The organism is Aeromonas sp. 9A (assembly GCF_963900955.1).
GTDB classification, from domain to species: Bacteria; Pseudomonadota; Gammaproteobacteria; order Enterobacterales; family Aeromonadaceae; genus Aeromonas; species Aeromonas salmonicida.
Genome location: NZ_CAWRFG010000001.1, coordinates 4,129,396 through 4,142,126, shown reverse-complemented (window position 1 = coordinate 4,142,126; position 12,731 = coordinate 4,129,396). Strand labels below are relative to the sequence as shown.

Here is a 12,731-nt window from a genome sequence, read left to right as displayed (position 1 = left end):
AACAACAGAGAGCGCCGCGGCGCTCTCTGTTGTTTCTGGCTCAATGCAAAATGCCGGTCAGAGCCGGAAATTGCCCACCAGCTTGTCGAGCTCGCCGGAGAGCTGTTGCAGGCCGCGGCTGGCGTCGGTCAATTGGTGGGCTATATCGGCAGTTTCCATGGTGAGCTGGTTGATGTCCTCCACGTTGCGATTGAGCTCGCCGACCACGCTCGACTGTTCTTCGGTGGCGGTGGCGACCTGGATATTCATGTCGTTGATCTGGGTGATGTAAGCGGTGATCTGACCGAGTGCGCCATTGGCCTCGTCGGCCTGGGTCACTACCGCCAGGCTCTGGCTGCGGCCCTGAGTCATGGCGCTGACAGCGCGGGCACTCTGATCCTGCAGCCGGTTGATCATGCCCTGAATTTCGGCGGTGGAGGCGGCGGAGCGGTTGGCGAGGTTGCGCACCTCGTCGGCCACCACGGCGAAGCCGCGGCCCTGTTCACCGGCGCGGGCCGCCTCGATGGCGGCGTTGAGGGCCAGCAGGTTGGTTTGCTCCGAGATGCTGCGAATGGTCTCCAGAATGCTGCCGATGGAGTCGGTCTGCGTCGCCAGCGACTCTATCACGCCCGCCACCTGTGCAATCTCGTCGGAGAGACCGACTATGCCGTGGCGGGCCTGGGCCACCACGTCAGCGCCCGCTTCAGCCTGGTCGTTGGCCTGTCTGGCCACCTCGGCGGCTTGCGAGGCGTTGCCTGCAATCTCGCTCACGGTTGCCCCCATTTCGTGGATGGCGGTAGCCACCTGCACTGTGCGGTCACGCTGGGCGGTGCAGTTTTGCTGGGTCAGCTGCGCCTTGTTGGCCACTTCGTCGGCGGTGGCGGCGAGCTGGTGGGAGTTTCTGGCGACCTGCTCGATGGCGCTGTGGATCTTGCTGACGAAGTGGTTGAAGCTCTCCGTGATCTCCGCCAGCTCGTCATTGCCAGTGAGCTTGGCGCGGGAGTCCAGCGCCAGATGCTCGGCGGCATAGCCGATGTACTGTTGCAGGAAGCCGACCCGACGCTTGAGGTTGATCAGGATGAGCACCGAGACCAGCAGCGAGATGAGGATGGCGCCGCTGATGATGGTGATCATCTGCATTCGTCCGCTGGCATAGCTCTGCTCACCGCGCTGATGGCGCTGCTGTGCCTGCTGGATCAGGCCGTCGAGCAGGGCGTTGGCATCCTTGCGCATGGTGCCATAGGTGACAGTATAGCGATCCCGATAGATGCCTCTCGCCGCCTCCATGTCCCCTTTTTCCAGCGCCTGCAGCATGGGGTTCAGCTCGTTGCTCTCCATTCCTTCAAACTGGCTCAGCAGTTTTTGCGCATCCGCTCTGGCCGCCGGATCCGTCTGGGCGGTTACCGCCTGCTGCATGGCCTGACGCATCTCGGGAATGTCCTCGTCACGGGCATCTTTGACCCGGCTGAGTACGCCCCGTTCATCCTTGAGGGAGGTATCTTGCAGCAGCATCATGTCGATCCCCACCCGCATGCGGGGGATGCGTGATACCACTTCCGCCATGGCGCGCATGGGGGTGGCCGTGTTCTGGTAGAGCTCGGTGGATTGCTGCTGGATGGAGCCCATGCTTCGCAGGCTGGCGCCACCCACGAGCAAGAGGGCAAGACAGGGCACTGTGACAGCCAGGATCAGCTGCAATTTGAGCGTCAGTTTACCTTCTAGCAAGGGAGTGCTCCTTCATGGCTGGCCATGATGTGGTCGATGAGGGTTGTTGCCAGTATAGATATGAATTGGCCGCCTCCTGGGCAAAGGCACGGGGAATGGGCCGCAAGCCGCATAAAAAAGGAGCGCCATGGCGCTCCTTTTTAGGTGTGACTCCCGACGCCGCTTACAGGCGGAAGTTGCCGACCAGCTTGTCCAGCTCGCCGGAGAGTTGTTGCAGGCTGCGGCTCGACTCGGTCAGTTGGTGGGCTATGTCGGCCGTCTCCATGGTGAGCTGGTTGATGTCTTCCACGTTGCGATTGATCTCGCCCACCACGCTGGATTGCTCCTCGGTAGCGGTGGCGACCTGGATGTTCATGTCACTGATCTGGGTGATGTGGGCCGTGATATGACCAAGGGCGGCATTGGCTTCGTCAGCCTGAGCCACCACTTCCAGACTCTGGCTGCGGCCCTGGGCCATGGCACTGACTGCGCGGGCGCTTTGCTCCTGCAGCCGGTTGATCATGCCCTGGATCTCGGCGGTGGAGGCGGCGGAGCGGCTCGCCAGATTGCGTACCTCGTCGGCTACCACGGCAAAGCCCCGGCCCTGTTCACCGGCCCGTGCCGCTTCAATGGCTGCGTTCAGTGCCAGCAGATTGGTCTGCTCCGAGATGCTGCGGATGGTGTCGAGTATGCTGCCGATGGAGTCGGTCTGGTTGGCCAGGGATTCAATGACACCGGCGACCTGCTCAATCTCGCTGGAGAGGCCGACGATGCCGTGGCGGGCCTGGGCGACGACGACAGCACCCGCATCCGCCTGCTCGTTGGCCTGTCTGGCGACGTCCGCCGCCAGGGAGGCGTTGCCGGCGATCTCGCCTACCGTCGCCCCCATCTCGTGAATGGCGGTCGCCACCTGGACGGTACGGTCGCGCTGGGCGGTACAGTTGTGCTGGGTCAGCTGCGCCTTGCTGGCCACCTCGTTGGCGGTAGTGGCCAGTTGGCGGGAGTTGCTGGCGACCTGCTCGATGGAGCCGTGGATCTTGGCGACGAAGTTGTTGAAGCCGGTGGCAACCTGGGTCAGCTCGTCGTGGCCTTCTACCTTGAGGCGCTGGGTGAGATCGCCATCGCCACTGCCCAGTTCACGGAACAGGCGGGCCAGCTCGTTGAGCGGGCGGCTGACGGAACCGGCCAGCAGCATGCCGAGCAAGCCCATGCCGGCGGCGATGGCCAGGCTCACCAGCACAATGTGCAGTCGCGCCTTGTCCAGCTCTGCATAGATCTCGGCTTCCGGCACCTGGGCCACCAGATACCAGTCGAGCATGGGGATGTAGCTGGTGGCCAGTATCACAGCCTGGCCATCGACCTCGGCCTGGGTGGCGGCGAACGCTTGCTTGGTCAGAAGGTTGGTTGTGGTGTCGCTGGCCAGTTGGGTCAGGTTGTCCCGATCGATGCGGGCGGCATCCGGGTGCAGCTTCACCTTGCCGCTGCCATCTGTCATGAACACGAAGCCGCTGTCACCGATCCGGAAGTTGGCGAGCATGCTGACCATGCTGTCGAGGGATTTGGCGAGCCCCGCCAGACCGCGGCCGTTGAGCTGCTGGAAGTTGACGAACAGCTTCACCTCGCCATTGGTCTCGCGAAAGATGCTGAGCATCAGGTCTTGCGGGCTCTTGGTATAGCCGTAGAACCAGGCGTCCTGCTCAGGGGTCAGGTTGCGCAGGAAGCCATCCTGGTTGTAGTAGGCCGCGCTCTGCCGATCGGCGAAGGAGGCGGTCACCAAACCATACTGGGCCGTCATGTCTTTGAGCTGATCGATGAGGATGGACTCCTGCTCCCTGGGCATGCCGCGAGCGACCCAGTCCAGCACGAAGCGGTCATTGGCCAGCTGTCTGGCGGCATTGGCGACCGAAGTCAGATCTTTCTCGATCTCCTTGCCGATACGCTGGGTCAGGTTGGGCAGCTCCTGCTCGAACATGCGGGTTTCGATCAGTTGTTGCGCGGAGCGCTGGCTGAAGTAACCCACCAGCAGGCAGGAGAGCACCACGGCCAGGGTGACGGTGGCCAGAATTTTCTGTTTGAGTGTCAGGCGTGCAAGCATGGGAGTGACTCAGAAGTGTGGAGATGGGATTGAGCACATATTAACGGCAGTGTGGTGATGCCCTTGAGGGGCTAACCGGTTTTATTGATGGATTGCGTTTGCGCTCACTGGGGCGCGCTGGTGCAGCTCCGGTTTATCAACGAACAGCGCCTCCATCGCAGCCCTATATTGCTGTCGTGGCTGTTGCGGTTAGCTTTTCGCACTTTATAGTAAGCGTCACTGCTTACTTGGCTCGTACTGGATTCAATGGAAAATCATATGCGCATCTTTCGTCGGGGATGGACCCACCTGTTTCTGATTTTGCTGGCCAGCTTGCCACTCATGGCGGCGGCCCAGTCCGAACGGCCCAGGATTGCCCTGGTGCTGAGCGGTGGCGGTGCCAAGGGGTCGGCCCATATCGGCATCCTCAAGGTGCTGGAGGAGAAATGCATTCCGGTGGATATCATAGTGGGCACCAGCATGGGCTCCTACGTGGCGGGCATGTACGCCATGGGGCTCAGCGCCGAGGAGGTGGAGCGCACCACCCTGGCCATCGACTGGAACAAGGGATATCAGGACAAGGTCGGTCGGGACGAGCTATCCCTGCGCAAGAAGCAGCAGAGTGAGAAGTATCAGCTGCGCACCGATATCGGTGTCAACGGTGATTCGGTTCAGTTCCCGGATGGATTCTTCCAGGGGCAATCCATGGCCAGCCTGCTGCGCCATGCTACCTCCAACCTGCCGGTGCAGAAGAGCTTTGACGACTTGCCTATTCCCTATCGCGCCGTTGCCACTGATATGGAGACTGTGACGCCCTTCGTACTGGAGGGGGGCAGCCTTGCCAAGGCGATGCAGGCATCCATGTCCATTCCTGGCGCCCTCAAACCGGTGGAGTGGGAGGGGCATATCCTGGCGGACGGCGGCACAGTCAATAACATGCCGGTCGATGTCGCCAAGGAGATGGGGGCTGATGTGGTGATAGCGGTGGACATAGGCGCCAGGTTGCGCACCCGGGAATCCCTCAAGTCCGGCCTCGCCATGATAGACCAGCTCACCACCTACATGACCCAAGTCGGCACCGACAAGCAGAAGGCACTGCTGGGGCCGAAAGACATATTGCTGACCCCTGAATTTGGCAACATGGGCATTGCCGACTTTGCCCTGATGCCGGAAGGGATCAAGCAGGGGGAGGCGGTAGCCTACCGTGCCGCTACCCAGCTCGATGCGCTCTCTCTCTCTCCCAGGGAGTACGCCGCTTATCGCAACCAGAAGCTGAGCCGCCGTGCCGAGCGCAGCGGTCAGTCCGCCTACTACATCGACAAGGTGGAGATCCTCAACAAGTCACGCCTTTCCGACGAGACGGTGCGCGCCATGTTGAAGGTGAAACCCGACAAGATACAGACCAACGAAAGCCTGGAGGCGGGCATTCGCCGCCTCTACGCACTGGAGTCGTTTGACCGCATCACCTATGAGGTGGAAGAGCGCGACGGAGAGAACGTGCTGGTGGTTGATGCCAGCGAGAAAAACTGGGGGCCGGGCTACCTCAACTTCCAGTTTGGCTTCTCCGACGACTTCGAGAGCAGCTCCAACTACAACGTCGGCATGTCCTACACACTCACCAACTTGAATGAGTGGGGCGCCGAGTGGCTGACTGAGGCCTCCCTGGGCACCGCCAAGCACCTCAAGACCAACTTCTATTCGCCGCTGGAGCCTTCCCAGACCTTCTACGGCGAGGCCAGCTTTGCTTATGACAAGACCCAGCGCCGGATCTTTCTGCCAGAAGATACTGAGAGCACTCAAGGTCTGAGTTATGTTGACTCTGAATACGGCTTCACCAGCGCCGATCTGGCGGTGGGCTGGAACCGGCAGCCATGGAGCCGGATCTCCCTGGGACTGGAGGGAAAAGTGGGAGGCATCGATGTGCGCAACATTAACGATGCGAGTGTGGACGCCTCTTCCTGGGGGCCTTACGTCCGCTTCGAGCACGATACCCTCGACAGCCGTTACTTCCCCTATGAGGGCGCCTACTGGGACATCAAGGGGGGATACTCCACCGTCCGGTTGGATAATAACGAAGACATAGATGATCGCTATGAAGGGATCAATTATCACCTCTCTATGATCAAGCCCTGGTCCTGGGACAGGCACAGCCTGAACCTGCTGCTGGAAGGGGGCGGCTCCACCTCCCAGGAAGAGTATCCACTGTTCGTGCAGGATCTGGGCGGGCTGTTCCGTATGTCCGGTTTCCAGCGCTACCAGCTCAGCGGTCGCTACAGTCTGTTTGGCGGGCTGCGCTACATCTACCGGGTGGTCGACAACGACTTTGGTGCGCTGCGGGCGCCGCTCTATCTGGGGGGCTCCCTCGAGCAAGGAGGGGTGTGGGACAAGGGGGAAGACATCAGTATCGAGAGCTCCTTCACCGGAGGATCCGTCTACGTGGGGATAGAGAGCTTCCTCGGTCCCATCTTCCTCGGCTACGGCATGGCGGAGGGGGGCAACAACATGTTCTATCTGCAATTGGGCACTACATTCGAATAACGGCCAAATGATGCCTTTTTGTTAACTTATTTCTTGCCCGGCTTTTATGTGGCGACAAAATGTGAGCAAGTTTAATTGGTTAGCCTGGCTTGTTGAATATCTGTACAGGGTTTGGATTTTAATTACTCGTTAAAACTTATATAGTGAGGGGCACCCTACGGGTGTCCCGCAAGGACGATCGCCGCGAGCCTGGGCGAACCCCAAAAAAAGACCAAAGAGGAATTAGTCGTGCTTGAAACATACCGTAAACACGTCGCAGAACGTGCCGCCGAGGGCGTGGTTGCCAAACCTCTGGATGCAGAGCAGGTCGCCGCCCTGGTTGAACTGATCAAGAACCCGCCCGCTGGCGAAGAAGACTTTCTGAAAGAGCTGTTATCCTCCCGAATTCCACCAGGTGTTGATGAAGCGGCTTATGTCAAAGCCGGTTTCCTCACCGCCATCGCCAAGGGCGAAGCCCACTCTCCCATCCTGACCGCCGCACAAGCCGTTGAGCTGCTGGGCACCATGCAGGGTGGTTACAACATTCAGCCGCTGATCGACCTGCTGGATCATGCCACCCTGGCGCCACTTGCCGCCAAGGGCCTCTCCCACACCCTGCTGATGTTTGACTCCTTCCACGACGTGGAAGAGAAGGCCAAGGCGGGCAATGCCCACGCCAAGCAGGTGATGCAATCCTGGGCCGATGCCGAGTGGTTCCTCTCTCGCCCCGAGCTGGCCGAGAAGATCACTGTGACCGTATTCAAGGTGACCGGTGAAACCAACACCGATGATTTGTCCCCTGCGCCGGACGCCTGGTCCCGTCCCGATATTCCGCTCCATGCCCTGGCCATGCTGAAAAATGCCCGTCCCGGCATCACTCCGGACAATGACGGCACCGTCGGCCCCATCAAGACCATCGATGCCCTGAAAGAGAAGGGTTTCCCGCTGGCGTATGTCGGCGACGTGGTCGGTACCGGCTCTTCCCGTAAATCCGCCACCAACTCTGTGCTCTGGTTCATGGGTGACGACATTCCGTTCGTGCCGAACAAGCGCGCCGGCGGTGTCTGCCTCGGCGGCAAGATTGCACCCATCTTCTTCAACACCATGGAAGATGCGGGCGCCCTGCCCATCGAAGTGGATGTCTCCAAGTTGGAGATGGGCGATGTCATCGACATCTACCCCTTTGCCGGCAAGATCTGCAAGCACGGCACCGATCAGGTGCTGGCCCAGTTTGAACTGAAAACCGAGGTGCTGATCGACGAAGTGCGTGCCGGTGGCCGTATTCCGCTGATCATCGGTCGTGGCCTGACCGACAAGGCCCGCGAAGCCATGGGTCTGCCGTTCTCCACCGTATTCCGTCGTCCTGTGCCTGTGGCCGATACCGGCAAGGGTTACACCTTGGCCCAGAAGATGGTGGGCAAGGCGTGTGGCGTGCAGGGCATTCGCCCTGGTACCTACTGCGAGCCCAGAATGACCACGGTCGGCTCCCAGGACACCACGGGCCCCATGACCCGCGATGAGCTCAAGGATCTGGCCTGCCTCGGCTTCTCCGCCGATCTGACCATGCAGTCCTTCTGCCACACAGCCGCCTATCCCAAGCCCATCGACGTGCAGACTCACCACACTCTGCCGGACTTCATCATGAATCGCGGTGGTGTGAGCTTGCGTCCGGGTGATGGCGTCATCCACTCCTGGCTGAACCGCATGTTGCTGCCGGATACCGTAGGTACCGGTGGTGACTCCCACACCCGTTTCCCCATCGGTATCTCCTTCCCGGCGGGCTCCGGTCTGGTGGCCTTTGCCGCCGCGACCGGCGTGATGCCGCTGGACATGCCGGAATCCGTGCTGGTGCGCTTCAAGGGTGAGTTGCAACCGGGCATCACCTTGCGTGACCTGGTCCATGCCATCCCTTATGCCGCCATCCAGAAAGGGCTGCTGACCGTCGAGAAAGCGGGCAAGAAGAACATCTTCTCCGGCCGTATCCTCGAGATTGAAGGTTTGCCGACCCTGAAGGTGGAGCAGGCGTTCGAGCTGGCTGACGCCAGTGCCGAGCGTTCCGCGGCCGGTTGCACCATCAAGCTGGATCAGGCGCCGATCACCGAGTACCTCAAGTCCAACATCGTCATGCTGAAATGGATGTTGTCCGAAGGCTACGGCGACCCGCGCACCATCACCCGCCGTATCCGGGGGATGGAGGAGTGGCTGGCTAACCCTGTGTTGATGGAAGCGGACAAGGATGCCGAGTACGCCGAAATCATCGAGATCGATCTGGCCACCATCAAGGAGCCCATCCTGTGTGCACCGAACGATCCGGACGATGCCCGTTTGTTGAGCGACGTGGCTGGCAGCCAGATCGACGAAGTCTTCATCGGTTCCTGCATGACCAACATCGGCCACTTCCGTGCCGCCGGTAAATTGCTCGAGAAGTATCAGGGCGAACTGCCGACTCGCATGTGGATCGCACCGCCCACCAAGATGGACAAGGATCAGCTGACCGAAGAGGGCTACTACGGCATTTTCGGTCGCGTCGGTGCGCGTATCGAGATCCCGGGTTGTTCCCTCTGCATGGGCAACCAGGCGCGCGTGGCGGAAGGGGCTTCTGTGGTCTCTACCTCCACCCGTAACTTCCCGAACCGTCTGGGCAAGGGTGCCAACGTCTACCTGGCCTCTGCCGAGCTGGCTGCCGTTGCCGCCATCCTTGGCAAGATCCCGACCGTTGCCGAGTATCTGCAGTACGCCAAGACCCTGGATGCCACTGCGGCCGATACCTATCGCTACCTCAACTTCAACGAGATCGCCTCCTACACCAAGAAGGCCGATGCGGTGATCCTGCAACAAGCGGTATAAGATTCCGGCATTCGCCGTCATCTGATGCAAAAGAGCCCCGGCAGTGCCGGGGCTCTTTTTTTATTGGGTAACAGGGCTGCATACGATGCATACAGACACAAATATTTATTCAGGATAAGTGGTTCGGATGGCAAGCTGAGGTAAGCTGCACCCCTCCTTTTGTCCTGCATTGCCAGAGAGAAGAGAGGGAGATCCCCGCGGCAGTCACTGCGGGAAAACAGGGGAAAGGCCCGGTCAGCGCAGACTGGTGGGGCTTGTCGTCATAACCACATTGCCGTTTGCCTGATGCTCACCTGATTCGGGCTGGCGGGCCGTTTCTTTGGATGAATCGGTTATGCATTTTTTTTATATCGATCTCTCCCGCCGCTGGCTTCGGCTCTGCTGCGCTTTCATGGTCTTCATCCTGCCGCTGCTGGTGGGAGGATGGGCAACGCACAAAAACTACATGCAGGAGCTGGAATTCGGTTCCGCCGCCGCCGCCCACAAGGCGATGACGCTCATGGAAAACATGCTGGATCACGCCGAGCGGGCCAATCGTCAGGTGCTGCCGCTGGTGGGCGCGCCTTGTGACGAGATAGATTTTCAGCTGCGTGAGCAGGTCGCACTGGTGCCTTTTGTTCGCTCGGTCAATCTGATCAAGGAGGGGATGCTGTACTGCACCTCCCTGTTTGGCTCCGTGCGTGAGGTCGATGATGCCAGCCCCTATATAGCGCGCAAGTTGCTACTGATGCGTGGCAATCAGGTGCGGGCCAATCATCCCTTGCTGATAGTGCGCAGTGAGCAGGGAGGGCATGCGGCCTTGAGCGCCATCGATGGGGAATACCTGAGCGTCATGCTGACCCTGAGCCATCACGCCGGCAATCTCTTCATGCGGGTGGGCAGCACCTGGTTTGATGAGGCAGGCCACTATCTGGACAAGGCTCCCGACCTGCATGCTCTGGCCAGAACCGAGCTGACTTCACCGCACTACCCCTTCTCCATTCATGCCGGTTACGTAACCCTGGCTTACTGGTATTCGCTGTGGGATCACAAATCTCTGATCCTCTCTCTGCTATGCGGTCTCTCGTTAGCCTTTGCACTACTGGTATGGTGGCTGCTGGGCCGCCCGGGTTCCCCGGTCGGCGAGTTGCGCAGAGCGCTGCGGGCCAAGGAGTTCGAACCCTATCTGCAACCTCTGGTTACCACGAGTGACACCAGGTTGATGGGGGTGGAAGTGCTGATGCGCTGGCAGCATCCCAATTCAGGTCTTATCCGTCCCGACCTCTTTATTCCCCAGGCGGAGGAGTCCGGGCTGATAGTGCCCATGACGACCCTGATCATGAAGAAGGTGGCCCAGGTGTTGAGCCGGGAGCAGGCACACCTGCCCGATGGCTTTCACATCAGTTTCAATATCAGCGCGGCCCACTGTCGCGACCTGGCTTTGCTGCAGGAGTGCCGCACTTTTCTGGCGCAGTTTGCCCCCGGCAAGATAGTGCTGGTGCTGGAGCTGACCGAACGTGAGCTGCTGGTAGTGGATCCGAATACCCTCTCCCTGTTCCGGCAACTGGATCAGATGGGGGTCAAGCTGGCTATCGATGACTTCGGAACGGGTCACTCCAGCCTCTTCTATGTGCAGCAGTTCCACGTGGATTATCTGAAGATCGACCAATCCTTTATCGGCCGTATCGGTACAGAGTCGCTCTCCGAGCACATAGTGGCGAATGTCATCGACCTGGGCGCCAGACTGGGCTTGTTACTGATAGCGGAAGGGGTCGAGAGCGAATTGCAGGCCGCCTATCTGAGAGCCAAGGGAGTCGACTACCTGCAAGGCTACCTGTTTGGTCGCCCCATGCCGTTGCGTCAATTCTGCGAGGAGCGGCTACCGGGAGAGGCGAAGGCCCGGTTGCCAGAATCTGTACGGGGTATATCGAACGCGATCTGACTATGGGTCTCTTCACTGAGTCAGGGATGGCAGCCACTGTGCCACTGGATTGACCGGGTGTTTGGCGGCCTGCTGGTGGGGTTCGGTATGCTGCTGGCACTGACCCAGCAATCGCGCTGAGGGAGTGGGGGAGTCATCCCCCTTATCCACCCCCCGACTGTAGGGGCTTGTTTTTCATGCCTTGTGGTCCGCTTTTCGGTAGAATTGCCGCTCATTTAGAAGTCAGATGAGGCGCGGTATGACGGTCAAGTTCCAGGCATTTCACAGCATCAAGGCGATCAACAATCGGGAGGTGCTGTTCAACTGGTCCAGGACCAATCCCCTCGGTGCCCTGGATCAGGTGTGGCGCCCGAAGAACCGCGACGAGCTGCAGGCGCTGCTGCGTGAATACCCGGAGCGCAAGCTGCGACTGATCGGTTCAGGCCTCTCCTTCGAACCCATTCACAGCGTCTATGCCGAGGGCAGTCAGGCGCTGCTGGTGGATTTGTACCTGCTGCGCGGCCAGCTGGCGAAAACCGCCGATACCGTCACCTATCAGGCGGGTACGCCGCTCGATACCATCTACGCCGATCTCATCGCCATGGAGCGGATGCTGCCGGCATCCCCGGGCGTCATCGGCATCCAGACGCTGGGCGGTGCGCTCAGCACAGGCACCCACGGCCAGGGGCTGCACCAGTCCGCCCTGTGCGATGCCGTGGAGGCGATGACTGTGATGCTGGCCAATGGCGACATCATCCGAGTGGATCGCACCGATCCGCGCTTCGGTGCCTTCGTGATGGGCATGGGCATGCTCGGCATACTGCTCGACGTGCGCCTTCGCACCGTACCGAACCGCATCATGCGTTGCACCAAGTTCACCACCGACTATCCCTTCCTGCTGGCGCACAACGAGCGGCTCAATCGCGAGCACGGTTTTGTGAAGAGCTGGTGGTTCGCCTGGACCGGCGAGAGCCACATCTGGCTGGTGGATCCCGCTTCCGAGGAAGAGGTGGCCCGTTACCGCGCCGCCGGCAGCGAGCCGCTGCTGCTGGAGGGCGATATCGACGCCCGTATGAATGCCACCATAGATGCCACCCTGCAGAAGATGGCGAAAGACACCAAGGATGAGGCGCTGGCAGGGGAGCACTTCGAGACGGTGCGCCGTTTCAAGGATGCCTCCGATCTGGTGGGCAACGTCTACCAGATCCTCTGCAAGGGGATCCCCGCACCCCAGATCAACTGCGAGGTGGCGGTGCCGCTGCATCGCATGAACGAGGCGCTGGAGACCCTGCAAGCGTGGCAGCAGGCCAATCCCGGCGTGCTGCACTACCCCTTTATCCTGCGCTGCACCGGCCCCTCCGAGGCCTGGCTCAGCGCCGCCTACGATAAATCGGTCTGCTGGGTCGGTTTCCTGGTCTATCTGGCGGCAGATGGCACCTTCGTCAACGGCTCCATGGAGCAGATGCGCGAGCTGCAGCAACTGCTGGTGCCCCTCGGTGGCATTCCCCATTTTGGCAAGCATCTGGCGATGGATCTCTACAACTTCCCGGCCCTGTTGCCACGCTGGAACGACTTCCTGGCCCTCAAGGGCGAGCTCGACCCTCACGGCCGCTTTGAGAACCGCTGGCTCAGTGATCTGTTCGCCAACCGGTAAGGATTGAAAATGACCCATATGCAAGATACCCGCGCGCTCATCACCCTGCCGACCAG

At 60.4% G+C, this 12,731-nt stretch carries 6 protein-coding genes and 1 pseudogene; 5 read left to right on the top strand and 2 right to left on the bottom strand.

The window, feature by feature from the left end:
• Positions 1–57: 57 nt before the first annotated feature.
• Both AACX78_RS19130 and AACX78_RS19125 read right to left on the bottom strand, forming a co-directional pair.
• Positions 58–1,704, bottom strand: coding sequence for a methyl-accepting chemotaxis protein (locus AACX78_RS19130; protein ID WP_159167122.1), 1,647 nt, complete (start codon positions 1,702–1,704; stop codon positions 58–60).
• Positions 1,705–1,867: 163 nt separating this feature from the next.
• A complete protein-coding gene (locus AACX78_RS19125; protein ID WP_159167121.1) occupies positions 1,868–3,778 on the bottom strand; it encodes a methyl-accepting chemotaxis protein in 1,911 nt (636 codons plus the stop codon).
• A 258-nt stretch (positions 3,779–4,036) separates the two neighbouring features.
• On the opposite strand from AACX78_RS19125, the gene AACX78_RS19120 reads away from it, so the two are divergent.
• The 5 genes and pseudogenes from AACX78_RS19120 to AACX78_RS19100 all read left to right on the top strand — a co-directional run bounded on the left by AACX78_RS19120 (position 4,037) and on the right by AACX78_RS19100 (position 12,675).
• Positions 4,037–6,295 (top strand): patatin-like phospholipase family protein, encoded by a 2,259-nt coding sequence (locus AACX78_RS19120; protein WP_159167120.1) that lies wholly within the window; start codon positions 4,037–4,039, stop codon positions 6,293–6,295.
• Between the two features lie 228 nt (positions 6,296–6,523).
• Positions 6,524–9,121 (top strand): bifunctional aconitate hydratase 2/2-methylisocitrate dehydratase, encoded by a 2,598-nt coding sequence (acnB, locus tag AACX78_RS19115; protein WP_159167119.1) that lies wholly within the window; start codon positions 6,524–6,526, stop codon positions 9,119–9,121.
• A 334-nt stretch (positions 9,122–9,455) separates the two neighbouring features.
• A complete protein-coding gene (locus tag AACX78_RS19110; RefSeq protein ID WP_159167118.1) occupies positions 9,456–11,042 on the top strand; it encodes an EAL domain-containing protein in 1,587 nt (528 codons plus the stop codon).
• Between the two features lie 42 nt (positions 11,043–11,084).
• Positions 11,085–11,162: pseudogene (locus AACX78_RS19105) on the top strand (LysE family translocator); the annotation flags it as partial.
• Between the two features lie 118 nt (positions 11,163–11,280).
• Positions 11,281–12,675, top strand: coding sequence for a D-arabinono-1,4-lactone oxidase (locus AACX78_RS19100; RefSeq protein WP_159167117.1), 1,395 nt, complete (start codon positions 11,281–11,283; stop codon positions 12,673–12,675).
• The last annotated feature ends 56 nt before the right edge of the window (positions 12,676–12,731 follow it).

Bases quoted from the DNA above. Each gene is read 5' to 3' on its own strand.
- AACX78_RS19125 (WP_159167121.1), bottom strand. From the start codon at position 3,778: ATGCTTGCACGCCTGACACTCAAACAGAAAATTCTGGCCACCGTCACC.
- AACX78_RS19120 (WP_159167120.1), top strand. From the start codon at position 4,037: ATGCGCATCTTTCGTCGGGGATGGACCCACCTGTTTCTGATTTTGCTG.
- AACX78_RS19110 (WP_159167118.1), top strand. From the start codon at position 9,456: ATGCATTTTTTTTATATCGATCTCTCCCGCCGCTGGCTTCGGCTCTGC.
- AACX78_RS19100 (WP_159167117.1), top strand. From the start codon at position 11,281: ATGACGGTCAAGTTCCAGGCATTTCACAGCATCAAGGCGATCAACAAT.